The organism is Actinomycetospora sp. NBC_00405, assembly GCF_036044095.1.
GTDB classification, from domain to species: Bacteria; Actinomycetota; Actinomycetes; order Mycobacteriales; family Pseudonocardiaceae; genus Actinomycetospora; species Actinomycetospora callitridis.
Genome location: NZ_CP107938.1, coordinates 626,398 through 650,454, shown reverse-complemented (window position 1 = coordinate 650,454; position 24,057 = coordinate 626,398). Strand labels below are relative to the sequence as shown.

Below are 24,057 nucleotides of genomic sequence, written 5' to 3'. Positions count from 1 at the left end.
CGCCGGGCGGTCGACACTCTCGAGTGCTCCTCGAGGGTTGTCAGCGCACCACCGCGAGGTCGGGCGTCGAGACGTCGTACGCCACGCCCGGGCGGGTCAGCAGGGCGGCGAGGACCGCGGCCTTGCGCTCGTTGTCCGCGTCGGCGCCCCAGCGGACCTCGCGGCCGCCGGTGAGGACGAAGCCGACGTCGAAACGGCCGTTGGCGCGCACCTCGACGACGTCGGCCCGCAGCGCCGCGGGCAGGGCCACGGCCACGTCGGCGGCGGCCCGTGTGCCCGTGTCGTCGGGCGACGGGAGCATGCCCGGCGGCAGCGTGAGGGCCGGGATGCCCGGCGGGCGCTCGGGCATCGTGCGGTAGCCGAAGCCGGTGGCGTCGACCAGCAGCACCCCACCGGCGGGCGAGGGCGCCGCGAGCACCGGTTCGCGCTCGGTCACCGAGACGACGACGGTCCCCGGGTAGTCGCGGGACACGTCGACCGACGCGATCCGGGGCAGGGTGCGCACGTCCTCGGCCACGTCGTCGCCGTCGAGCCAGAGCAGCGACGTGCCCGGCGCGACGGCCGCAGCCGCGCGCACCGCCTCGACCTGGTCGGGCGCCGCCCCGACGACCTCCACGTCGCGGACGTCGAGCAGGGGCGACCAGACGGTGAGCCACACGAGCACGGCGATCAGCGCGAGCGCCGCGGCGAGGCCGGCCCAGAGGCTCCGCCCGCGGCGCACCGGACGGGGCACCGAGGTCCGGACCCGCTGGGCGCGTCCCGGCGAGCCGGCCGCCGCACCCGAGGGCCGGGCGCCGGCGCCCCCGGTGCGGCGCTGTCGTGCCCGCTCCTGGCGCTCGGCGCCGTCGGACCGGGCCGTCCGCTCGGGACGATCTCCCCGGCCCGCCCGTCCCGACCGGCCCGCCCGACCCGGGCGTCCGGTGGAGCGGGCCGGGCCGGTCACCGCGGCTCGATCCCCGGGGGCACGCCGGCCTCGGCCTGGTCCGCGCGGCGCTCCAGCTCGGAGATCACCTCGGGGCCGAGGACGGTGATGTCGCCCGCCCCCATGGTGACGACGAGGTCGCCGGGCCGGGCGAGGTCCGCGAGCAGCGCCGGGACCTGCCCCCAGGAGGGCTCGTAGTGCACGTGCTCGGGCGGCAGCGTGAGCTGGCGGGCGATGAGCTCGCCGTTGACGCCGGGCTCGGGCTGCTCGCGGGCGCCGTAGACGTCGAGCACCACGACCTCGTCGGCCAGCGACAGGGCGGCGCCGAACTCGGCGGCGAAGTCGCGGGTGCGCGAGTAGAGGTGCGGCTGGAACGCCACGATCAGCCGGCCGGTCCCGCCGAGCACCGGGCGGGCGGCCCGCAGCTGGGCCGCGACCTTGGTGGGCGCGTGGGCGTAGTCGTCGTACACCCGCACCCCGTCGGCGCTGCCGCGGAACTCGAAGCGCCGGCGCACGCCGTCGAAGCCGGCGAGACCGTCGAGCAGCCCCTCCAGCGGGGCACCGAGGTCGAGGCCCGCGAGCAGGGCGGCGCAGGCGTTGAGGGCCTGGTGCTCGCCGGGGACGGCGAGGCGCAGCTCGATCTCCTCCCCCGCCACCGCGAGACGCAGCACCCCGAGCGCGCCCTCGGCGCGGTAGTCGAGCACGTGCGCGTCCTCGGGGCCGGTGGCGGTGCGCCCGTAGCGGCGCACCCGCACGCCCGCCTCCTGCGCGCGGACACCGAGCGCGGCGGCGCCCGGGTCGTCGGCGCAGACCACGAGGGCCCCGCCCGGCTCGATCCGCGCGGCGAAGGCGTCGAACACCGCGACGTAGGCCTCGACGGTGCCGTGGTGGTCGAGGTGGTCGGGCTCGACGTTGGTGACGATCGCGACGGCCGGCGAGTAGGCGAGGAACGAGCCGTCGCTCTCGTCGGCCTCGGCGACGAAGACGTCGCCCAGACCGTGGTGCGCGCTCGACCCCGACGACAGCAGATCGCCGCCGATCATGAACGACGGGTCGGTGCCGCAGGCCTGCAGCGCGACGACGAGCATCGACGTGGTCGACGTCTTGCCCGCGCTGCCCGACACGCAGGCGGCGCGGTGGTCGGCCATGAGCTCGGCGAGCACCGCGGAGCGGTGGAGCACCGGGATGCCGCGTGCCGCGGCCTCGAGCAGCTCGGGGTTGTCGGGGTCGGCCTGGTGCACGGCCTTCGTCGTGACGAGGCAGGTGGGCCCGCCGGGCAGGAGGTCGAGGTTGTGCGCGTCGTGGCCGACCGCGACCTCGGCGCCGAGCGCCCGGAGCGCGAGCACCGCGCGCGAGTCCTTGGCGTCGGACCCCGAGACCATCGCCCCGCGCGCCAGCAGGATGCGCGCGATCCCGCTCATCGCCGCGCCGCCGGCCCCGATGAAGTGCACCCGCGACAGGAGCCGCGGCAGGGGCGGCACGGCGGAGTCGGTAGCGGGGTCGGTAGCGGGGTCGGCTGTGGGGTGGTGCTGCTCCACCTGGTCCGTCGGGCTCATGTCCGGGTCCTCCCGCTCACGCTCGAGCCCGCTGCCTCGAGCACCGTGGCGGCCAGTGTCTCGTCCGCCCCCGCGTGCCCCGAACGCCGGGCCGCCGCGGCGGCGGCGGCGAGCCGGTCGGGGTCGTCGACGAGGCCGGTGACCAGCGAGGAGACCGTCTCGCCGGTCAGCTCGGCGTCGGCGACGAGCATGCCGCCGCCGGCGTCGACCACCGGCCGGGCGTTGAGCGCCTGCTCGCCGTTGCCGTGCGGCAGGGGGACGTAGATCGCGGGCAGCCCGACCGTCGACACCTCGGCGACGGTCATCGCGCCGGCCCGGCACAGCGCGACGTCCGCGGCGGCGTAGGCGAGGTCCATGCGCTCGAGGTAGGGAACCGGGTGGTACCCGGGCGCGTCCACCCCGGTGATCCCGACGGCTGGCGCGTTCGTGGGCCCGTGGGCGTGCAGCACCGACACCCCGGCCGCGGTGAGCGCCGGGACCGCCGCGGACACGGCCTCGTTGAGCGAACGGGCGCCCTGCGAGCCCCCGAACACCAGCAGCACGGGTCCCTGCGGGTCGAGCCCGAAGTGCGCGCGGGCCTGCGCGCGCAGCCCGGCCCGGTCGAGCTCGGTGATCTCGCGGCGCAGCGGGATGCCGATGACCTCCGCCCCGGCCAGCCCGCTGCCCGGCACGGCGGCGCACACGGCCCGCGCGAAGCGGGCGCCGACCTTGTTGGCCACGCCGGCGCGGGCGTTGGCCTCGTGCACCACGATCGGCAGGCGCATCGAGGCCGCGGCCAGGTAGGCGGGCAGGGAGACGTAGCCGCCGAAGCCGACGACGACGTCGGCGCCCACCTCCCGCAGGACCGCGCGGGTGCGGCGCACCGAGCGGACCACGCGCATCGGCAGCTTCGCGAGGTCGACGTTGGGCTTGCGCGGCAGCGGCACCGGCGGGATCAGCTCCAGCGGGTAGCCGCGCGCCGGGATCAGGCGGGTGTCGAGACCCCGTTCGGTGCCGAGCGCCGTGACCCGGGCGTCGGGGCGCAGCCGGCGCACCGCGTCCGCGGTGGCCAGGGCCGGTTCGACGTGGCCGGCGCTGCCGCCGCCCGCCACCACCACGGAGGGCTCGTTCGACGTCATGCCCCCATCGTCCGGGGCCGCCCCCGGCGCGTTCACCGGCCCCCTCCCCGGGACCCGTCCCGTCGCGCCGGGCGGTCGGTCGCGGCCGCGCGCGGCAGGCTCGGCTCCGGCAGGCGCAGGGCCCGGGCGAGACGCCCCTGCCCGTGGGCGCGCAGCGCGGCGGCCGCCTCCGGCTCGTGGCGGGCGAAGTTCGCGAGCAGGCCGCCGGAGAGCAGGGCGAGCGCCAGCGACGTGCCGCCCGAGGACACCAGGGGCAGCGGGATGCCGGTGACCGGCAGCAGCCCGACGACGTAGCCGATGTTGATGCAGGCCTGGGCCACCAGCCAGACGGTGAGCGTCGAGGCGACGACGCGGATCCACGGGTCGACGCTGCGCGCGGCGATCCGCAGCCCGACGTAGGCGAGCGTGACGAACAGGGCGATCACCGCGCCCGCCCCGACGAACCCCAGCTCCTCGCCGATGATCGCGAAGATGAAGTCGTTGTCGGCGTTGGGCAGGTAGTCCCACTTCGCCCGCCCCTGGCCGAGGCCCGCGCCGAACAGGCTCCCGTCGGCGAGCGAGTACAGCGCCTGGCGCGCTTGATAGGCCGGGCCGAGCGGGTCGGCCGTGTCCGGGTTGAGGAACGCGGTGATCCGGCTCTGCCGGTAGGTGGCGACGACGCCGAGCACCACCGAGGCCACGACGCCGCTCGAGACGATGAACGCCATCAGGCCCAGCGGCGCGCACGCGAACCACAGCAGGGCGAAGACGATGATCATGAGCGAGATCGTCGTACCCAGGTCGGGCTGGGCCAGCACGAGCACGAGCACCAGCAGCGCGACGGGCAGCAACGGCATCAGCGCCGCGCGCCAGGTCCGCGGGTGCGGGCGGTGGCGGACGAGGACGTGCGCGCCCCAGAGCGCCAGCGCGATCTTCGTCAGCTCCGAGGGCTGCAGCGACAGCCCCGCGACGCGGAACCAGCTGCGCGAGCCGTTGACCATGGCGCCGAGGCCGGGCACCAGCACGAGGACCAGCAGCACCAGGCAACCCGCGAGCAGCCACGGGCTCGCGGCCCGCAGGCGCCGGGGCGGGACGCGCACGCCGACCCAGAACAGGACGAGCCCGATCATGGCGAACACGGACTGCCGGAAGAACACGCCGTAGGACGAGCCGCCCGCGGCGTACGCCGACACCGCGGACGCCGACAGCACCATGACCAGCCCGAGGGCGGTGAGCAGCCCGAACACCGCGAGCACGAGGTGCAGGGAGGTCAGCGGGCGTTCGAGCCACTGGTGCAGGGCCGTACGGGCCTGGGCCAGGACGCCCGGACGGGCCGGGCGCTGCCGTGGCCGCCGGGCCGGCGCGCTCACGCCGTGCCGCCGGGCCCGCTCACGGTCTCGGGGGCGGGATCCGGGTCGGGGGGCGACGCCGCCCCGTGCGGGCCCACCCCGCCGGCGACGCTGCGCGCGGCGGCGGCGAACGCGTCGCCCCGCGCCGCGTAGTCGCGGAACATGTCCATGGACGCCGCCGCGGGGGCGAGCAGCACGGTGTCGCCGGGCCCGGCCAGGGTGGCGGCGGCCCGGGCCGCCCTGGTCATGCCGCGCATGCCTGCGTCGGGGTCCTGCCGGTCGTCGCTCACCGGCTCATCGTCACCCCCGCCCACGTCGAGGACGGGGACCTCGGGGGCGTGTCGCGTGAGCGCGGCGTGGACGCGGTCCCGGTCGCGGCCCAGGACGACGGCGCCGGCGAGCCGGTCGCGGTGGGCGACGACGAGCTCGCCGACGTCGGCGCCCTTGAGCAGGCCGCCCGCCACCCAGACGACGCGGGGGTGCGCGGCGAGGGACGCGGCGGCGGCGTGCGGGTTGGTGGCCTTCGAGTCGTCGACCCACCGGACCCCGCCGGCCTCGGCCACCACGGCCCCGCGGTGCGGGCCGGGGGCGACGGCGCGCAGGCCGGCGGCCACCGCCTCGGGCGCGACTCCGTGCGCGCGGGCCAGGGCGGCCGCGGCCAGGGCGTTCAGCTCCCCGGGCGGGCCGGGCGGGGCGACGTCGGCGGCGGGCGCGAGCGGCACGGCGTCCCCGAACGCCCGGTCCACCAGGTGCCCGTCGACGATCCCCAGCTCGCCCGGGCCGGGCTCGCCGCGGGTGAAGCCGACGTGGCGCGGGGCCGGCGCGGCGATCAGCAGTGCGGCGGCCTCGCGGTCGTCGAGGCCCGCGACCGCGACGTCACCGCGCAGCACCCGGGCCTTCGCGGCGCCGTAGGCGGCCATCGAGCCGTGCCAGTCGAGGTGGTCCTCGGCGAGGTTGAGCACCGCCCCGGCGAAGGGGCGCACCGACGGCGACCACTCGAGCTGGAAGCTCGACAGCTCCACCGCCAGCACCCGGTGGCCCGCCCGCATCGCGTCCACGATCGGTAGGCCGATGTTGCCGCAGGCGACGGTGTCCTCCCCCGCCGCGCGCAGGATCGCCTCGAGCATCGTCGTGGTGGTGGTCTTGCCGTTCGTGCCGGTGACCGCGAGCCAGCGCGGCGGCCCGTCCGGGCAGATCGCCGGGTCGTCGCCGAGCCACCAGGCGAGCTCCGGCTCGCCGACCATCGGCACCGACGCCGCGCGGGCCGCCAGCGCCAGCGGCGAGTCGGTGCGGAAGCCGGGGCTGGTCACCACGAGGTCGCACCCGTCGGGCAGCGCGGCGAGCTCCCGGGTGCGGGCCACCGGGCGGTCGCCGAGCAGGTCCAGCTGGGCCTGGTCGCCGTCCGCGACCGTGACCCGGGCCCCGAGGTACCGCAGCACGTCGACGACGGAGACCCCGGTCCGCCGGGCCCCCGCCACCAGCACGTGCCGGTCGTGCCAGGCCGTCATCCGCCCGACGCCGCCAACCACTCGCTGTAGAACAGGCCCAGCCCCAGCGCGCAGCAGATCGCCGCGAGCAACCAGAACCGGATGATCACCGTGGTCTCTGCCCAGCCCGCGAGCTCGAAGTGGTGGTGGAACGGGGCCATGCGGAACGGTCGCCGTCGCGTCGTCCGGAAGACCGCGACCTGCAGCACCACCGACAGCGCCTCGACGACGAACACGCCGCCCAGGACGACGAGCAGCAGCTCGGTGCGCGTGACCATCGACAGGCCGGCGAACAGACCGCCCAGCGCCAGCGAGCCCGTGTCCCCCATGAAGATGCGGGCAGGCGCCGCGTTCCACCACAGGAAGCCGATGCACGCGCCCATCGCCGCGGCCGCCACGAGCGTCACGTCGAGCGGATCCCGCACCTGGTAGCAGCCGGCCTCGATCTGCATCCCGCAGGCGTTGCGGAACTGCCAGAACGACACGATCAGATAGGTGGCCAGCACCATCGCCGACGTCCCGGCGGCGAGGCCGTCGAGCCCGTCGGTGAGGTTCACGGCGTTCGACCACGCCGTCACCACGAGGTAGCAGAAGACGACGAACCCGACCGCGCCGAGGCTGACCACCGCGATGTCGCGGACGAACGACAGGTTCGGCGACGCCGGCGTCAGCCCCTGTTCGTCCGGGAACTGCAGCGCGAGCACGCCGAACAGCACCGCCGTGACGAGCTGGCCGACCAGTTTCGCGGTCTTGTTCAGGCCCAGGTTGCGCTGGCGTCGGATCTTGATGAAGTCGTCGAGGAAGCCGACGACTCCCAGCGACGTCATGAGCATCAGCACGAGCAGGCCGGACGCCGAGATCGCGACGTCGCCGACCAGGTGGGCGACGAGGTAGCCCGCCCACACCGCCACGAGGATCGCGACGCCACCCATCGTCGGGGTGCCGCGCTTGCCGCGGTGGCTCTGCGGCCCTTCCTCGCGGATCTCCTGGCCGAACCCCTGCTTGATGAACAGCCGGATCACGTACGGGGTCAGAAGGATCGACACGGCCAGCGCGACCCCCGCCGCGACCAGCACGCCCCTCATCGGGCTCCTCTCCCGTTCACCAGCGCGTCCGCGACCCGCTCGAGCCCCGCCGAGCGGGAGGCCTTCACCAGGACGACGTCGCCCGGAGCGACGCCGGCGCTGATCATGTCGGCCGCCGCCGCGGCGTCGGGCACCAGGTGGGAGTCGACGCCCCCCGCCGTCGCGGCCTCGTGCAGCGCGGCCACCGGGCCGTCGCCCCCGACCACGACGAGCCGCTGCACACCCGTGCGGGCGACCTCGCGGCCGAGCTCCGTGTGCGCCTGCGGGGCGTCGTCGCCGAGCTCGGCCATGACGCCGAGCACCGCGGTGTGGCGCCCGCCCATGGCGGCGAGCGTCGCCAGCGCGGCGCGCATCGACTCGGGGTTCGCGTTGTAGGCGTCGTTGAGCACGCGGACGCCGTCGGGACGCTCGGTGAGCTCCATGCGCCAGCGCGAGCGGGGCGCCGCGGTGGCGAGGCGCGCGGCGACGGTGCCGAGGTCCAGGCCCGCCTCGAGCGCGACGGCCGCTGCGGCCAGGGCGTTGTCGACGTGGTGGGCGCCGTGCAGCCCGAGGGTCACCGGCGTCTCGCCCGCGCGTGTGACCAGCCGGAACGTCGCGCGCCCGGCGTCGTCGAGGCGCTCGTCGACCGCCCGGACCGTCGCCGCGAGCGCCCGCCCGGTGTGGACGACGCGTGCCGCGGTGCGCTGCGCCATCGCCGCCACCACCGGGTCGTCGGCGCCGAGGACGGCGACGCCGCCGTCCTGAGCCGCCGGCAGGGCCTCGACCAGCTCGCCCTTGGCCTGTGCGATCGCCTCCCGCGAGCCGAACTCGCCGAGGTGGGCCGAGCCGACGTTGAGCACGACGCCGATCCGCGGCGGCGCGACCCGGCACAGGGCCGCGACGTGGCCGGGCCCGCGGGCGGAGAGCTCGAGGACGAGATGGCGGGTCTCGGGCGTGGCGCGCAGCGCGGTCCAGGGGTGCCCGAGCTCGTTGTTGAACGAGCCGGGCGGGGCGACGGTCGGGCTCCCCTTCCCGTCCGGGCCGGCTTCCAGCAGGTGCGCGGTGAGGTCCTTGGTCGACGTCTTGCCCGACGAACCCGTGATGCCGACGACGGAGAGGCCGCCCCGAGATCCTGTGTTGGCGACGAGGGTGTCGACGACGTGGCGCGCCAGGACGGCCAGCGCGGCGAGGACCCCGGCCCCGGCGCCGTCGGCGTCCGCGGCGAGCACGTAGGAGCTGGAGATCCCCGAGACCGGCGGCACGATCACGGCCGGCGCGTCCACCTCGCGGGCGGCCAGCACCCCGACGGCGCCCGCCGCCGTCGCGGCGTCCACGAAGTCGTGCCCGTCGACCCGCTCGCCGGGCAGGGCGACGAACAGGCCGCCCGGGGTCACGGCGCGGCTGTCGAACTCCACGGAGCCGGTGATGCGCTCGTCACCCGACGCGCGGTGCAGCCGCCCGCCGGTGACGCGGGCGACGTCGGCGAGGGTCAGCTCGATCACCGGGGACCGCCCTGGGTCCGCAGGAGCGCTTGTTCCAATTCCTCGACATCGGAGAACGGGAGCTTCTCGGCCCCGACCTGCTGGCCGGTCTCGTGGCCCTTGCCGGCCACCACGACGACGTCGCCCGGGCGCGCCTCGGCCACGGCCGCGGCGATGGCGGCGCGGCGGTCGCCGATCTCGTCGACCAGGGCGTCGGGAACCTCGCGGGCGCCGTCGAGCACCGCGGCGCGGATCGCGGCCGGGTCCTCGGTGCGGGGGTTGTCGTCGGTGACCCAGAGGTGGTCGGAGAGCTGGGCGCCGAGCCGGCCCATCACCGGGCGCTTGGCGCGGTCGCGATCGCCCCCGCAGCCCAGCACGGTGAGCACGCGCCCGCCGGTCTCGGCGGCCTGGGCGCGCAGCGTCTCGAGCAGGGCGCCGACCGCGGCCGGCTTGTGCGCGTAGTCGACGACGGCGAGGAACGGCTGGCCGGCCTCGACGCGCTGCATGCGCCCGGGCACGCGGACCTGGGCGAGCCCGCGGGCGAGCACGGCGGGGTCCTGGCCCGCGGCGTGCCCGCAGGCGAGGGCGAGCAGCGCGTTGGTGACGTTGAAGGCACCGGGCAGGCGCAGGGTGACCGGCAGTGCGAGCCCGTCCGGGCCGTGCGCGGTGAACCGCTGCGTGCCGTCCGGCAGGGCGACGACGTCGGCGGCGTGCCAGTCGGCCTCGGGGGTGCCGACGGTGACCGTTCTCTTCTTGCTGCCCTCGCGGACCAGGCGCCGGCCCCACGCCGAGTCGATGCAGACGACCTCGGCCGCGGAGCGCCCGTCGAACAGGCGGGCCTTCGCCGCGAAGTAGTCCTCCATGTCGGCGTGGAAGTCGAGGTGCTCCGCCGAGAGGTTGGTGAACGCCCCGACCGCGAACCGGGTGCCGCCGACGCGACCGAGGCTCAGCGCATGGCTGGAGACCTCCATGGCGACGTGCGTCGCGCCGTCGTCGACCATCGTCGCGAGGAGGGCCTGCAGGTCGGGCGCCTCGGGCGTCGTGAAGGCCCTATCGGTGTGCTTGCCCGGATGCAGCCGTCGCCCGCCGAGGCGGGTCTCGACGGTGCCGATCAGCCCGGTGCTCGCCCCGGCCGCCGCGAGCGCGGCCTCGAGCAGGTAGACGGTCGTCGTCTTGCCGCTGGTGCCGGTCACGCCGAGCACATCGAGGCGCGTCGAGGGGTCGCCGTAGATCCGTGCCGCGGCGGGCCCGATCGCGGCACGGGGGTCGGGGTGCACGAGGACGGGCACGGCGGCCTCGAGGGCGGCCTCGCGGAGCGTCGGGCGGGCGGCCCCGTCGGCGTCGGTGAGGACGGCCGCGGCGCCGCGGGCCAGCGCGTCGCCCGCGAAGTCGGCGCCGTGCGCACGGCTGCCGGGCAGGGCCGCGAACAGGTCGCCGGGACGCACCTCGTGCGCACGCAGCGTGGCCCCGGTGAGCCGGGCGTCGGCGTCGCCGACGATCTCCACGGAGCCGGTCTCCCGCAGCCGGGCGACCACCTCGGTGACCGTCACGGGCGTGACGCGCAGGGGGCGCAGAGGGCCGTCCTCGGGGGCCGCGCCTGCCGCGCCGGCGGTGTCGTCACCACCCCGCCCCGGAGCGGGTCCGGCGGCGTCATCGGTGGTTCTCGGCGGTGCGGCGGGCACGATGGCGAAGGCTACTCACCGTCTCCACCGTCCCTCCGCAGGCCCTGTGGCCTGCAGCGGACTCACGGCAGCGTGAGCGGCACCTGGCGCGGCGGCGCGGTGGACACCGGCACGGCCCCGTGCTGGGCGAGGTAGGCGCCGATGTCGTGGAACAGCGGCGCGGCCGAGTCGCCGCCCGGCGGGCGGTCGAGCATCAGCGCGACGACGTAGCGCGGGTCCTTGGCCGGGAACATGCCGGCGAAGGTGATCCAGTAGTTCGACTGGGAGTAGCAGCCGCAGCCCGGGTCGACCTGCTGCGCCGTCCCCGTCTTGCCGGCGACCGGATATCCCGGGATCGCCGCCTGCGGGCCCGTGCCGCGGTTGCCCCCGCGGCCGTCCTGGGTCACCGACTGCAGCATGTCGCGCATCGTCCGCGCGGTCTCCGGACTCATCGCCCGCACGCCCTCGGGCGTCGGCGACGGGGTGCGGACGCCGTCGGCGCCGACCTCGGCCTCCACCACCCGCGGCGGCACGCGCACGCCGTCGTTGGCGACGGCCTGGTACATGCTCGCCATCTGCAGCGTGGTCATCGAGAGGCCCTGGCCGATGGGCAGGTTGCCGAAGGTGCTGCCCGACCAGTCCTCGCGGGACGGCACCGAGCCGGGGCTCTCGCCCGGGAGCTCGATGCCCGTACGGGTGCCGACGCCGAGCGACTCGAGCATCGACGCGAACCGGTCGGGGCCCACGCGCTGGGCCGTCATCAGCGTGCCGACGTTCGAGGAGCGCCCGAGCACGCCGTTGAGGGTGAGGTTGATCGTGCCGTGGGACCAGGCGTCGCTGATCGTGCGGTCGGCGACGCGGATGCTGCCCGGGACCTGGAGGACGTCCTCGGGCCGGGCGACGCCGGCCTCGAGCGCCGCGGCCATCGTCACGAGCTTGTTGACCGAGCCCGGCTCGAACGGTGACGTCACCGACGGGTTGCTCAGCTGGGCCCCGGGCGCGCCCGGGGAAGCGGGGTTGAACGACCCGGAGTTGGCCATCGAGAGCACCTGGCCGGTGTGCGCGTCGAGGACGACGGCGCTGCCGTTGCGGGCGCCGACGCGGGCCGTGTACTCCCGCAGGCGCTGCTCGACCGCGTACTGCAGGTCGGTGTCGAGAGTGAGGACGATGTCGCGGCCCGCCTGCGCGGGCTGCTCGGCGCGCGTCGTGCCGGGGATGACGGCGTCGCTGCCCTCCGCGGTGTCGACGACGCGGAAGCCGTCCTGGCCGGCGAGCGTGGTGTCGAGCGCGCTCTCCAGCCCGATCGACCCGCGGATCTTCTGGCGGTCCATGTTCCAGGCGGCGCTGCCGACGACGGTCGCGGCCACGTCACCCGCGGGGTACTGCCGCGACTCGCGGTCCTCCTCGGCGATCTCGGGGAACGTCTCGCGCACCTGGCGCGACGCCCCGGGGTCGACCAGCGGGGCGAGCACGACGTAGCTGCGGTCCGAGGTCAGCGACGCGAAGATCGGGCCGGGGTCGAGGCCGAGGATGCGGCCGATGCCCAGCGCGATCGCGGACTTGCGCTGGTCCGGGGTCGGCGAGCCCGGCCGGCTGCGGATCGCGGGGTCGTTCCAGTCCTCGGTGATGCGCCGCGGGTTCGCGACGAGCGCCTTGGCCTCGACGCTGAACGCGAGCGGGGTGCCGTAGCGGTCGAGGATCGCGCCGCGCTCGGCGGGCACGACGAGCTTCGTCGTGCGCTGGCGGGCGGCGTCCTCCGACAGCTCCCCCGCGCGCAGGCCCTGGACCTCGATCAGCTTGAGGGTGCAGAGCAGGAGCACCGCCACGAGGATCACGCGACCGACCCGCAGGCGACGCCGCGGGTCCGGCGGCCGTGGGGCCGGGCGACGGCGGGGCTGCCGCGGCGGGGGCGGCGGCGGTGACGGGCGACGGCCACCGGGGCCCCGCACGCCCGGGCCGCGCGCCGGCGGCCGGCTCAGGGTGGCCCTGCTCAGGGTGGCCCTGCTCATGGTGGTGGAGCCGCGCGGCATCAGGGGGCCGCCGGCGAGGCGTCGTCGGCGGCGGCTGCGGAGTCGGGGGTGGTCTCGGAGTTCGCCGGGTCCGGGGTGGTGTCCGGGGTCGCCTCCTGGACCGCGACCAGCTGGTCCTCGGCCGCGGCGGCGCCGGCCGGCGCGGGGGCGGGCTGCCCGTCGGTGGCGGCCTGGGCGCCGTTGCCCTGCGCGCCGGCGGGCGGGGTGGCGGGAACGGCGACCGGCGGCGGCGGGGCGATGGCCTGTGCGGGCTTCGGGTCCCCGACGACCTGGGACGACCCGTCGGGCGCGATCACCAGCACCGCGGGCTCCCCCGCCGGCACCATGCCCTGGGCCCGGGCGGCGGCGGCCAGCGCGGGCGCCGACTGCGCGGCCTCGACGTCGCGGTGCAGGCGCTCGCTCTGCTCGGACAGGTCGCGGGCCACCTGGCGGGCCTCGTCGAGCCGGTACGAGTCGGCGGCGGCCGCCGTCGAGAGCCACAGCGTCGCCACCAGTCCCCCGGTGAGCAGCACCATGATGAGGAGGACGAACGGCGCCGTGCCGGAGGCGCGCGTGTCCGTCGCCCGGGTGGAGGGCTTCGTCGCCGGCCGTACCGGGGCCGCGGGGCGGCCCGTGCCGGTGTCCCGCGACGCGGGTCGGGTGCTCGTCGTGCCCGGGCGGGGGCCGGTCAGGGTCCCGGTGCTCATGCGGCCTCCCGAATACGTTGCGCGGCACGCAGCCGCACCGACGCCGCCCGTGGGTTCGCGGCGATCTCGTCCTCATCGGCCCGTTCCGCGCCGCGGGTCAGCAGGCGAAGCTCGGGCTCGTCCTCCGGCCGGACGATGGGCATGTCCGGTGGGGCCTTGGTGCGCGAGTGCTCGGCGAGCACGCGCTTGACGATCCGGTCCTCGAGGGACTGGTAGGACATGACGACCACCCGGCCGTCGACGGCCAGCGCCCGGACCGCGGCCGGGATCGCGCCGGCGACGGCGTCCAGCTCGCCGTTGACCTCCACCCGCAGCGCCTGGAACGTGCGCTTGGCGGGGTTCCCGCCGGTGCGGCGGGCGGCGGCCGGGATGGCCTCGTCGAGGAGGGCGACGAGCTCCGCGCTGGTCCGCAACGGAGCCCGCCGCCGGGCGCGCACGACGGCCTCGACGATGCGCCGGGCCGATCGCTCCTCTCCGTACTCGTGCAGCACGCGCACCAGGTCACCGGGCGCGTAGGTGTTGAGGACGTCGGCCGCGGTCGGGCCGGTCGTCGGGTCCATCCGCATGTCCAGCGGGGCGTCGCGGGCGTAGGAGAAGCCGCGCTCGTCCTCGTCGAGCTGCATCGAGGACACGCCGAGGTCGAAGAGCACGCCCTGGACGCCGTCGAACCCGAGGTCGTCGAGGACGTCGGGGATCGCGTCGAAGACGGCGTGGACGAAGTGAGTGCGTTCGGCGTAGTCGCTCAGCCGTTCAGAAGCGAGCCGCAACGCCGACCGGTCGCGGTCAACACCTACAAGAGTGAGTCTCGAGTGCCGAGAAAGGAGCGCGGCGGAGTGGCCGGCAGCCCCCAGGGTGGCGTCGACGAGCACGGCGTCGCGATCGGCGAGGGCCGGCTCGAAGAGGGAGAGGATGCGGTCGAGCAGGACGGGGACGTGACGGGCGGGCAGGGACTGCGGAGACTGCGGCTCCTGCCCCTCGTCGTCCACCGAACGCCCCCCACCGACTCGTCGTCCCGGGCCGCGCGGCCCGGTCGTCTGCTGCTGCGGCCGGATGCCGTCACGTCCCGGCCCGCAGATCGACGGACCTGGCGCCGGGGAAGGTGCGCCAGGGCCGTCGCCCTGCGGACCGGGGCCTCACGGCACCCGACCCGGCGCCCCTCGAGGGCGCCACGTGTTCGCTTGTCGGTGCGGTCGGCGTCAGAAGACGCCGGGCAGCACTTCCTGCTGGGCCTGCGCGTAGCCGGCTTCGTGCTCGTCCTGGTACCGCGCCCACGCCGCGCTGTCCCAGATCTCGAGGCGGTTGACCGCCCCGATGACCGTGCAGTCGCGGTCGAGCCCGGCGTAGCGCCGGAGCTCGGCCGTGATCGGGATACGCCCCTGGGAGTCGGGGCGCTGCTCGTCGGTGCCGGCGAACAGGTAGCGCTGGTACGCGCGCACCCGCTCGTCGGTGAACGGCGCCTCGGCCACCTTGCGGGCCATCTGCTCGAACTCGTCACGGGGGAACACGTAGAGGCAGTGGTCCTGACCCTTCGTGATCATCAGCCCCCCTGCGAGCTCGTCCCGGAACCGCGCGGGCAGGGTCAACCTGCCCTTGTCGTCCAATCTCGGGGTGTGGGTGCCGAGGAACACGGCGCCCACCTCCCTAGCGAGGCCCGTCCGCCCCACTGCTCACCACCATACCCCACGATCCCCCACGACCAAACCATCCTGAGGACCTCGTGATCCCCCATCGGGGTGTTCTGCCTGCTCAGAGCCCGTGGGGTGATGTGGGGGGCGTGAGCGCGACCCTGACGCCTCCGGGCCCCGCGAGCCCGTCGACACGCCGTTCCGGGGTGGGACCGGGGCCGTCTGAGCAGGGGATGTGGCGCCTCGGCCTGCCGGTGGGGCGGGGTGGGGGGCGGGGTGGGGAGTCCCGGGGCGTGCGGGTGGGGCGAGGTGGGGGGCGCGCTCGGCGGCCCGGTGGGGCGGAGTGGGGGCGGGCTCGCCGGAGCACCCGGCGCGATCACGGGTCCCGCGCAGCCGCAGTCGCCGCCCGCCGGGTGGGGCGAGGTGGGGACCCGCTCGCCGGCCCGGTGGGGCGGGGTGGGGGACGTCGCCCGGACCGTGACCGCGCCCGCTGCTCCCCCGGACCCGCGTCACGGGCTCGCCGGAGCACCCGCAGCGATCACGCGCAGCGACGCCACGGCCATCGGGAGATCACGGGCGCGGTGCGCACCCGCCGGCGCGCCTCCGGGGTGTCGACGTGCCCCTGATCATGAGCACTCCCACCCGGACCCCGGAACGACGACGCGCCGCCGACCACGGGGGCCGGCGGCGCGTCGGGGCGTCGAGGAGCGGAGGGCTACTCCTGCTCGAAGCGGCGGCGGAAGCGCTCTTCCATCCGCGAGGTGAAGCGGCTGCGTTCCTTCTCGGTCGCGGCCGGGGCCTCACCCTCGGCGGCGGCGGCTTCCTTCTTACGCGCACCGAAGGACGTGATGGCGAGGATCGCGCCGCCGAACATCGCGAGGAAGCCCGCGACGCTGACGATGATCCCCACGGTGGAGGAGCTGAAGACGACGCCCAGCACGAGCATCACGACGCCGATGACGAAGAGGGCGATGCCCTGCACGCGGCGACGGCGCGACGGGCGTCGGAGCTTGCCTCCCCGCACGGTGGACGCGAACTTCGGATCCTCGTCGTAGAGGGCGCGCTCGATCTGCTCGAGCAGGCGCTGCTCGTGCTCGGAGAGCGGCATGTTTCTCCTCCGGCACCGGAATGGGAAAGACGCCCGACCTCGGGGGGTCCGGCGGGCATCGTCGGGATGTCCGACACCCATCGTACGAGTCCGGTGGCAGTCCCACTACCCGGACCGGCGTGTTGCGCTCCTGATCATCCGTTCGGCTCCCGTGGTGACGCCGCTCGCGACACGCTCGGATGCTCTCGGTGACGATTCGACCTGTCACCACGCGCCGGATCCGCGGCCTCGACGGGTGAGCGGGCTCGGGTCGGGTCCGGATCGCCGAGCAGGCTCGCCGGACGGACCGCGGCGACGCCGAAGCGTGATCGGGCCTGGTCAGCAGCGCGCTCGGCGTCCGACCAGCCGTGCTCGGCCTCACCGAGGACGATCTGCTCGGGCGCGCGGTCCGCCGGGACGAGCCCCTCGGCACGGACACCGAGCAGTCGCACCGGCGCGATCGGGCCGAGCGCGTCGAGGAGCTCGCCCGCGGTCGCGTACAGCTCACGGGCGAGATCCGTCGGCGCCGGGAGGGTCCGCGATCGTGTGATCGTGGTGAAGTCGTCGAAACGGACCTTGAGCGCGACGGTCCGCGCCCGCACCGCGCGCCGGCGCAACATCCGTCCGGTGCGGTCCGCGAGGCGCAGCAGCTCGCGCCGCATGACGGCCCGGTCGACGAGGTCGCGGGCGAACGTCTCCTCGGCGCCGGCGGACTTCTCGCGGCCGTGCGGGTCGACCCGCCGCTCGTCGACACCACGCGCCAGGGCGAACAGATGGGCGGCGTGGGCCTCCCCCACCGCCCGCCGGAGCGTCGTCAGCCCGGCCGCGGCGACGTCGCCGACCGTCGCGATGCCGTGGCGGGCGAGCACCTCCTCCGTCCGCGCCCCGACGCCCCACAGCGCGCCGACCGGCAACGGGTCGAGGAAGGCGCGGACACCGTCGGCGGGCACGAGGTGCACCCCGTCCGGCTTCGCCACCCGCGAGGCGAGCTTGGCGACGAACATCGTCGACGCGATGCCGACCGAGCAGGTGATCTCCTGCGAGGCGGCGACCTGCTCGCGGATCGACGCCGCGATCTCCAGCGGCGTCGCCCCGAGCCGACGCAGCGCGCCGGACACGTCGAGGAACGCCTCGTCGAGGCTCAGCGGCTGCACCAGCGGCGTGACCGAGCGGAACACCTCCAAGACCGCGCGGGAGACCTCGGAGTAGGTGGCGAAGTCCGGCGGCAGGAACACGGCCTGCGGGCACAGCCGGTGCGCGCGGGCCGAGGGCATCGCCGAGCGGACCCCGTGGGCCCGGGCCTCGTAGCTCGCCGAGAGCACGACGCCGCGCTCCGGGCCGCCGCCCACCACGACCGGGCGGCCCCGCAGCTCGGGCCGTGACCGGATCTCGACCAACGCGTAGAACGCGTCCATGTCGACGTGCAGGATGCCGCAGCCCGCGTCCCGGCCGGGCGCGTGTCCCGAGGGGGGCGTGCTCAGCCCGGCCGCCGCGCGAGGACGTGCAGCTGCGAGGCCATGTCACGCAGGGGCGGGGTGCCGGCGGCGATGTCCTCGAGCTCGGCGAGCGGGTCGGGCACGCCGCCGCCGGTGTCGAGGACGCCGTCGGGCACGAGGTCGGCGAGCACCCGGTGTCCCTGCACCCGCTCGACCGACAGCTGCCCCTCCGCCTCGACCAGCGTGCGGATCTCCTCGACGTCCATGCGCCGGCGCAGCGGGTCGTCGGCACCCCAGCGCCCCGAGGGGTCGACGAGCACCCGGCGGGCCTCCTCGAGCCGACCGGCCACGACCCGCGAGAGCACCGCGGCGAACCGGCCGGCGACGAGCAGGGAGAGCGCCCCACCGGGGACGGTCGCGAGGGCGAGCGCCCGGCACGCCTCGGCCGGGTCGTCGACGTACTCGAGCAGCCCGTGCCCGAGGACCAGGTCGGCCTCGGCGTCGGCGACCACGTCGGCCAGCGCGTCCACGTCGCCCTGCACCGCCCGCACGCCGCCGGCGACCCCCGACTCGCGCGCCCGGCTGCGGAGCACCGCGAGGGCGTTGGCGCTGGAGTCGACGACCGTGACCTCGCACCCGTCGGCGGCCAGGGGCACCGCCCAGGTGCCGCTGCCGCCGCCGACGTCGAGCACGCGGGGTGCCACGCCGCCGCGACGGCTCCGCGCCGCGTTGAGCTCGACCCGCAGCGTGCGCGCGACGACGTCGACCGGGGCGAACGACGGGGCGCGACTCACCGCGACACCGTAGAACGTGTGACGGGTGCGCGGGGGCACCGACCGGTAGGTTCGCTCCGTGCACGTCACCGGGGTGCTGAGCCTCAAGGGCGGGGTCGGGAAGACGACCGTCGTCCTGGGCCTTGCCGGATCCGCCCTCCGGGCCGGTCTGCGGACCCTGGTGGTCGACCTCGACCCCCAGGGCAACGCGACGACCGCGCTCGAGCCCGAGGCCACCGAGACGACGATCGCGCAGGCCATGGAACGGCCGTCGGCGGCGCTGCTCGCGTCGTCGATCGCCCCCAGCGCCTGGGGCGAGGAGCTCGACGTCCTCGTCGGCTCGGAGGACATCGAGCGTCACAACCACCCCGATCCGGGGTCGCAGCGGCTGGGGGCTCTGGCGCGCCTGCTCGGCGACCTGCCCAAGGACGAGGAGGGCGCCACCCGGACGGGGCTGGCGAAGTACGACCTCGTGCTCATCGACTGCCCGCCCTCGCTCGGCCAGCTGACCCGCTCCGCCCTCGTGGCCGTCGACCGGGCCGTCCTGGTGACCGAGCCCACGATCTTCGCGGTGTCCGGTGTGCAGCGCGCCTTCGAGGCGGTGCAGGCCGAGCGCGAGAACAACCCGGACCTCCAGCCGCTGGGCGTGCTGGTGAACAAGTACCGGGCGCGCTCCTCGGAGCACGAGTTCCGCCTGGGTGAGCTGCGCGAGCTCTTCGGCCCCCTCGTCATCTCCGGGGCGTTGCCCGACCGCAGCGCGGTGCAGCAGGCCCAGGGCGCCGGGGTGCCGATCCAGCGCTGGGACACCCCGGGCGCCCGCGAGATCGCGAGCCAGTTCGACTCGCTGCTCGGGCGCATCGTGCGCTCCCGCATCAACAGGTCGGGCCGCGGGCGGGCCCGGCGGACGCCCGAGGCCTGACCGTCAGCGTCCGCGCCCGGCGACGGTGCGCGTGACCAGGGCGAGGAACAGGTCGGCCTGGCGCACCATGTCGTCGGCGTCGCGCTGGGACACCTTGCCCCGCACCCCGGCCTCGACGGCCGAGCGCGTCGCCGAGTGTGCCGCGAAAAAGGCGGCCCACTCCCCGTACTCCGGCGCGACGGACGCCAGCAGCGTCCAGGCGTCCGTGGGGCGCGAGGCGCGCTTGGCGCGGGCCCGCAGGGCGAGCACCGCCGCCGCGGCGCGCAGGGCCCCGAGGTGGGCGGCACGGAAGCGCTCGGCGGCGTCGTCCTCGGCCTGGGCGGCCCGCAGCTCGTCGCGGGCGGCGCCGAGCAGCTGCACCACCGTGCGCGACGGCGGCGGGGCCGGCGCGGCCGGGGTGGCGCGGGTGGGGGCCCCGCGCTCGTCCGACCGCGCCGGCGAGCCGGACCGGGCGGGCGCGGGGACCGCCGGTCCGGCGTCGGTGGGCGCCGCCCCGCGCGGGGCGGCCTCCAGAGGGGTGGTGTCGAACAGTCCGGGCATGGCGAGAGCGCTGGTCATGGTGATCTCCTCAGGGCATCGGGCGTCGCGAGCGGGTCAGGAGCCGGCCCGGCGGAGGTCCCACACGCCGGGACCCGAGCGCATGCGCAGCACGAACTCGCCGGGCGGCAGGTGCGGCTCGTCGGACCGGCACGCGAGCACGCGCCAGCAGCGGCACCGGTCTCCCCCGACCGGCATGGCCGAGAGGAACGGCCACCGGGACTCCTCGATCCAGCGTTCCTGCACCTCGGTGACCAGGTAGTGACTGTCCCGCCGGTTCGGGCGGCGATGGAACTCGACCGGGTCGCCGTCCGCACAGCGGACCTGGACCGGCGACGGACTGCGAACCACGATGCGTCCTCCACGGCGGCTCGTGCTCCTCGACCCGGGGCCCGGGTCGAGTGGGTGCCTGCCACCGTGGGGAGCCGGCGGCACTCCCGGACGGCGGGGCGCTTCCCCCGCCCCGCCGTCCGAGCGATCGAACACGTGTTCGATAGGATCCAGTGAACCCGGTCGGTCCGACGCCGTCAAGTCGATCCGCCGGTCCCTCGGAGGCGATCCGGGACCACGCCGGGACCACGCCGGGACCGCGCCGGGACCACGCCGCGCCCGCACCGGGAGCACCCGCCCGGGGAGATCGACCCGTGGACGGCGGCCGGGGCGTGGTGAGATATCGGCGTGTCCGCCTCCGACTCCCCCCGCGCCGCGGGAGCCGGCCGATGACCGCCGCGCCGGCCCGCGCGACGGTCGTCGACCTGACGCCCGACGACCTGGCGGCCCGGCTCGACGAGGCGCTGACCGTCTACGTGCGCGCGATGGGTTATCCGCCGGGCACGGTGCGGCAGCGACGCCCGATGTGGGTCGAGCACTCCCGGCGTCCGGGCTGGCACGCCGCGGCCGCGCTCGGGCCCGACCGCTCGCTGTGGGGCATCGCGTACGGCTACCCGGGCGCGCGGGGTCAGTGGTGGTTCGAGGAGGTGCGCCGCGGCCTGCTCGCCGGCGGCGCCGCCGGCCGCGAGCTGGCCGAGACCGTGCTCGACGACTACTTCGAGCTCACCGAGCTGCACGTGCGGCCCGACGTCCAGGGCGACGGCCTCGGCGAGGCGCTGGCCCGCCGCCTGCTGACGCAACCGGCGAACCGCCACGTCCTGCTCTCGACCCCCGAGGCGGACCCGCCGTCCCGCGCGTGGTCGCTCTACCGCCGCCTCGGGTTCACCGACGTCCTGCGCCACCACCGGTTCACGAGCGACCCGCGGCCGTTCGCGGTGCTCGGCCGGGCCCTGCCCCTCGAGCCCCCGGGCACGCCGCACCGCCCGGGCCGCACCTGACCGGGACCGTCGGGGGCGCCTGGCACCATGCGCGGGTGCCCGCGTCCGCTCCCCCGACCGACACCCGCCCGAGCACCCGCCCGAGCAGCACGCCCTCGAGCAGCAAGCGCCGCCGCACCCTCGTGCTCCTGGCCGTGGTGCTGGCCCTGGTCGGCGTCCTCGGCACGGGCTGCGTGCGGGTGCGCGCGGGCATGGCCGTCTCCCCGGACGACCGCGTCTCGGGCGTCGTCGACATCGCCACCCCGGACGGGGCCCCCGCCGGGCAGGGGCCGCCCCTCCAGGTGCCCGACGACCTCAGCGGGAACGTCTCGGTCGAGCGCTACGAGCAGGACGGCTACATCGGCTCCAAGGTGCAGTTCGACGACCTGTCGTTCGACGAGGTCACCCGCCTGCTGCCCTCGATCAGCCCGACGAGCACGCAGGCGATCCGCGTCCAGATGCGCCGTGCGGGCGACCGGGTGGTCGTGTCCGGGCAGGTCGACCTCACGCGGGTGTCGCCGGAGAGCGCCGACGTGCAGCTGAAGATGGCGTTCCCGGGCTCGATCCGCCAGACCGACGGGACGGCGACGCCCGGGCTCATCAGCTGGACGCTGCAGCCGGGCACCGTCAACGACGTCAACGCGGTGATCGAGTACCCGGACCCCGACGCCCCGTCGTGGATCGCCTGGTCGCTGCTGCTGCTCGCGGTGGTCGCGGTCGCGGTCGCGATCGTGGTGGTGCTGGCCGCGTCGTCGCGCACCCAGCTCCGGACACGCGCACGCCGCTGATCGGGCCCCTGATCGAGCCTTCCGACCCCGCCGACCCACGGGCCGACGGGGCCGGACGGCCTCAGGAGCGGGGCGTCGCCGGCACGAGACCGAGGCGCTGGACGACGTCCACCACCGCGGGCGAGCGGTTCATGCTGATGTAGTGGATGTTCGTGACGCCCTCGTCGAACATCCGCTGGGACAGCTCGACGCACAGGTCGATGCCGGCGTCGCGGTAGCCCGCGGCGTCGTCGGCCAGGGGGTCGAGGCGCTCGGACATGAGCTTCGGCAGCGGCGCTCCGGAGAAGTCCGCCCCGCGCTCGGCCGACTTCGGCGTCGTGATCGGCATCAGTCCGGGCATGACCGGGATGTCGCAGCCGGCGGCGGCGATGCGGTCGCGCATGCGCAGGAACTCGTCGGCGTCGTAGAACATCTGCGTGATCGCGAACTCGGCGCCCGCCTTGACCTTCTGCACGAAGAACCGGGTGTCGGTGTCCTCGTCGGCCGAGCGCGGGTGCAGGTACGGGAAGGCCGCGACGCCGACGCAGAAGTCGCCCAGGCGGTTCACCATGTGGACGAGCTCCTCGGTGTAGCTCAGCCCCGCCGGGTGCGGCACCCAGTCGGCGTCCTTGTCCCCGGGAGGATCGCCGCGGATCGCGAGGACGTTGCTGATGCCCGCCGCGAGGTAGGAGCCGATCACCTGGCGCAGGTCGTCGAGCGAGGCGTCGACCGCGGTGAGGTGGGCCATCGCCGTCAGCGTGGTGTCGGTGGCGATGCGACCGGTGGTGCGGATGGTGCGGTCGCGGCTCGAGCCGCCGGCGCCGTAGGTGACCGACACGAAGGCCGGGTCGAGCGGCTCCAGGTCGCGGATGGTGCGCCAGAGTGTGGCTTCGCCCTCATCGTTCTTGGGCGGGAAGAACTCCGCCGAGAACGTGGGCACCCCGCGCTGGATGCGCTCCGTCACAGTAGCCATCCGGCGACCCTACGGTGACGGGGCGTCGTTACGGAGGTCCGTTGTGACCGGGACCGCCCGATCGGCCAGGTCGGCCGAACGGCCCTAGGCTCCGGTCCCGGACACGTCTGCGGTCCGGAGGGGAGAGTGCGGATGACGCTCGGCGGAGTCTCGACGCGAGCCGACAACGGTGCCCGCGCCCCGTTCGGCAGCCCTGCTGAGCAGGGCGGACGCGCCATCGAGCACGACCTGCCCGGCGCGGTGACCGCCGACCTGGCCGACTACCTCGCCGGCAGGCGCGACGAGTGCGCCGACATCGCCGAGGAGTACGCCGACGCCGTTGACGACCTCACACGGTTCGTCCTCGCCGGCGGCAAGCGGCTGCGTCCCACGTTCGCGTGGTGGGGCTGGCGGGCCGCGGGCGGCCTCGACGACCCCTCCGCGGTGCTGCGCGCCGTGAGCGCCCTGGAGCTCATCCAGGCGTGCGCGCTGGTGCACGACGACCTCATCGACGACTCCGCGACACGCCGCGGCGAGCCCACCGTGCACGCCCGGTGGACGGCGCGGCACGCCGGCGCCGCCTGGACGGGCGACCCGACGCGCTTCGGCGCCGCGGTCGCGATCCTGCTCGGCGACGTGGCCCTCGCCTGGGCCGACGACATGCTCCACGAGTCCGGGGTGGACCCCGTCGCGCTCGCCCGCGCCCGCCCCGCGTGGCAGGCCATGCGCACCGAGGTGCTCGGCGGCCAGTTCCTCGACGTCCAGGGACACGCGTCGTCCGACTCGAGCCCCGAGACCGCCCTGCGCATCAGCCGGTACAAGACCGCGGCCTACACCGTGGAGCGCCCGCTGCACCTCGGGGCCGCGATCGCGGGCGCCGACGACACGACGATCGCCGCGCTGCGCCGCTACGGCACCGACCTCGGCATCGCCTTCCAGCTGCGCGACGACCTGCTCGGCGTGTTCGGCGACCCGGCCGTGACCGGCAAGCCCGCCGGCGACGACCTGCGCGAGGGCAAGCTGACCCTGCTCGTCGCGCTGACCCGCGCGCACCCCGACCGCACGACGGCCGCGGTCGTCGAGCGCGCCGTGGGCGACCCCCACCTCGACCCCGAGGGCGTCGCCGCGGCCCGCGAGGCCCTCGTCTCCCTCGGCGTCGTCGACGACGTCGAGCGCCGCATCACCGAGCTCACCGCCTCCGCACTCGATGCGGTGCGCGGTGCCGACGCCCCGGTCCTGGCCGTCCCGGCCCCCGACCGGCTCGCCGATCTGGCCGTCGCCGCCACCCGGCGCGCCCGCTGATCCACCTCCCAGGAGCCGC

At 75.9% G+C, this 24,057-nt stretch carries 22 protein-coding genes; 4 read left to right on the top strand and 18 right to left on the bottom strand.

Features of this window, described 5'->3' with window-relative positions; genetic code table 11:
* Positions 1–40: 40 nt before the first annotated feature.
* From OG774_RS03225 to OG774_RS03155, 15 genes are all read right to left on the bottom strand, one after another.
* Entirely contained in the window at positions 41–943 is a 903-nt protein-coding gene (locus OG774_RS03225) for a cell division protein FtsQ/DivIB (RefSeq protein ID WP_328306615.1), read from the bottom strand.
* A complete protein-coding gene (murC, locus tag OG774_RS03220; RefSeq protein WP_442873934.1) occupies positions 940–2,478 on the bottom strand; it encodes a UDP-N-acetylmuramate--L-alanine ligase in 1,539 nt (512 codons plus the stop codon). The genes OG774_RS03225 and murC overlap by 4 nt, the downstream gene beginning before the upstream one ends.
* Entirely contained in the window at positions 2,475–3,596 is a 1,122-nt protein-coding gene (murG, locus tag OG774_RS03215; protein WP_328306613.1) for an undecaprenyldiphospho-muramoylpentapeptide beta-N-acetylglucosaminyltransferase, read from the bottom strand. The genes murC and murG overlap by 4 nt, the downstream gene beginning before the upstream one ends.
* 32 nt (positions 3,597–3,628) lie before the next feature.
* Positions 3,629–4,945: a putative lipid II flippase FtsW gene (ftsW, locus tag OG774_RS03210; protein ID WP_328306611.1), complete on the bottom strand. Its 1,317-nt coding sequence runs from the start codon at positions 4,943–4,945 to the stop codon at positions 3,629–3,631.
* Positions 4,942–6,432 carry a UDP-N-acetylmuramoyl-L-alanine--D-glutamate ligase gene (gene murD / locus OG774_RS03205; RefSeq protein ID WP_328306609.1) on the bottom strand — a complete coding sequence of 497 codons (1,491 nt, stop codon included), beginning with the start codon at positions 6,430–6,432 and terminating at the stop codon, positions 4,942–4,944. The genes ftsW and murD overlap by 4 nt, the downstream gene beginning before the upstream one ends.
* Complete coding sequence (mraY, locus tag OG774_RS03200) at positions 6,429–7,496, bottom strand: phospho-N-acetylmuramoyl-pentapeptide-transferase (protein WP_274190174.1); 1,068 nt, start codon at positions 7,494–7,496, stop codon at positions 6,429–6,431. The genes murD and mraY overlap by 4 nt, the downstream gene beginning before the upstream one ends.
* Entirely contained in the window at positions 7,493–8,977 is a 1,485-nt protein-coding gene (locus tag OG774_RS03195) for a UDP-N-acetylmuramoyl-tripeptide--D-alanyl-D-alanine ligase (RefSeq protein ID WP_328306606.1), read from the bottom strand. Before OG774_RS03195 ends, mraY begins: the two co-directional genes overlap by 4 nt.
* Positions 8,974–10,491 (bottom strand): UDP-N-acetylmuramoyl-L-alanyl-D-glutamate--2,6-diaminopimelate ligase, encoded by a 1,518-nt coding sequence (locus OG774_RS03190; RefSeq protein WP_328310744.1) that lies wholly within the window; start codon positions 10,489–10,491, stop codon positions 8,974–8,976. The genes OG774_RS03195 and OG774_RS03190 overlap by 4 nt, the downstream gene beginning before the upstream one ends.
* 209 nt (positions 10,492–10,700) lie before the next feature.
* Positions 10,701–12,452 carry a peptidoglycan D,D-transpeptidase FtsI family protein gene (locus tag OG774_RS03185; RefSeq protein ID WP_328306603.1) on the bottom strand — a complete coding sequence of 584 codons (1,752 nt, stop codon included), beginning with the start codon at positions 12,450–12,452 and terminating at the stop codon, positions 10,701–10,703.
* 194 nt (positions 12,453–12,646) lie between these two features.
* Positions 12,647–13,333: a hypothetical protein gene (locus OG774_RS03180; RefSeq protein ID WP_328306601.1), complete on the bottom strand. Its 687-nt coding sequence runs from the start codon at positions 13,331–13,333 to the stop codon at positions 12,647–12,649.
* Positions 13,330–14,319 (bottom strand): 16S rRNA (cytosine(1402)-N(4))-methyltransferase RsmH, encoded by a 990-nt coding sequence (gene rsmH, locus OG774_RS03175; RefSeq protein ID WP_328306599.1) that lies wholly within the window; start codon positions 14,317–14,319, stop codon positions 13,330–13,332. The genes OG774_RS03180 and rsmH overlap by 4 nt, the downstream gene beginning before the upstream one ends.
* Before the next feature lie 210 nt (positions 14,320–14,529).
* A complete protein-coding gene (mraZ, locus tag OG774_RS03170; protein WP_274190179.1) occupies positions 14,530–14,961 on the bottom strand; it encodes a division/cell wall cluster transcriptional repressor MraZ in 432 nt (143 codons plus the stop codon).
* Positions 14,962–15,673: 712 nt separating this feature from the next.
* The gene (locus OG774_RS03165) at positions 15,674–16,066 is read right to left on the bottom strand and encodes a DUF3040 domain-containing protein (protein WP_328306596.1); all 393 of its coding nucleotides are present in this window, start codon (positions 16,064–16,066) and stop codon (positions 15,674–15,676) included.
* A 134-nt stretch (positions 16,067–16,200) separates the two neighbouring features.
* A complete protein-coding gene (gene dinB, locus OG774_RS03160; RefSeq protein WP_442873990.1) occupies positions 16,201–17,526 on the bottom strand; it encodes a DNA polymerase IV in 1,326 nt (441 codons plus the stop codon).
* Positions 17,523–18,275: a class I SAM-dependent methyltransferase gene (locus tag OG774_RS03155; protein WP_328306594.1), complete on the bottom strand. Its 753-nt coding sequence runs from the start codon at positions 18,273–18,275 to the stop codon at positions 17,523–17,525. Before OG774_RS03155 ends, dinB begins: the two co-directional genes overlap by 4 nt.
* Positions 18,276–18,333: 58 nt before the next feature.
* Here OG774_RS03155 and OG774_RS03150 point away from each other — a divergent pair, with 58 nt between their 5' ends.
* Positions 18,334–19,173 (top strand): ParA family protein, encoded by an 840-nt coding sequence (locus OG774_RS03150; protein WP_328306592.1) that lies wholly within the window; start codon positions 18,334–18,336, stop codon positions 19,171–19,173.
* 3 nt (positions 19,174–19,176) lie between these two features.
* Here the strand turns inward: OG774_RS03150 and OG774_RS03145 are convergent, their stop codons facing one another.
* Positions 19,177–19,731: an SAV_6107 family HEPN domain-containing protein gene (locus OG774_RS03145; protein ID WP_328306590.1), complete on the bottom strand. Its 555-nt coding sequence runs from the start codon at positions 19,729–19,731 to the stop codon at positions 19,177–19,179.
* 36 nt (positions 19,732–19,767) lie between these two features.
* On the bottom strand, positions 19,768–20,061 hold the full coding sequence (locus tag OG774_RS03140) for a hypothetical protein (protein WP_328306588.1): 294 nt from the start codon (positions 20,059–20,061) through the stop codon (positions 19,768–19,770).
* A gap of 368 nt (positions 20,062–20,429) precedes the next feature.
* Here OG774_RS03140 and OG774_RS03135 point away from each other — a divergent pair, with 368 nt between their 5' ends.
* Positions 20,430–21,038, top strand: coding sequence for a GNAT family N-acetyltransferase (locus OG774_RS03135; RefSeq protein WP_328306586.1), 609 nt, complete (start codon positions 20,430–20,432; stop codon positions 21,036–21,038).
* A gap of 35 nt (positions 21,039–21,073) precedes the next feature.
* Positions 21,074–21,805 carry a DUF3153 domain-containing protein gene (locus OG774_RS03130; protein ID WP_328306584.1) on the top strand — a complete coding sequence of 244 codons (732 nt, stop codon included), beginning with the start codon at positions 21,074–21,076 and terminating at the stop codon, positions 21,803–21,805.
* Between the two features lie 61 nt (positions 21,806–21,866).
* Here OG774_RS03130 and OG774_RS03125 read toward each other — a convergent pair whose 3' ends face one another.
* Positions 21,867–22,757, bottom strand: coding sequence for a methylenetetrahydrofolate reductase (locus OG774_RS03125; protein ID WP_328306582.1), 891 nt, complete (start codon positions 22,755–22,757; stop codon positions 21,867–21,869).
* A gap of 132 nt (positions 22,758–22,889) precedes the next feature.
* On the opposite strand from OG774_RS03125, the gene OG774_RS03120 reads away from it, so the two are divergent.
* On the top strand, positions 22,890–24,038 hold the full coding sequence (locus OG774_RS03120) for a polyprenyl synthetase family protein (RefSeq protein WP_328306580.1): 1,149 nt from the start codon (positions 22,890–22,892) through the stop codon (positions 24,036–24,038).
* Positions 24,039–24,057: the final 19 nt, after the last annotated feature.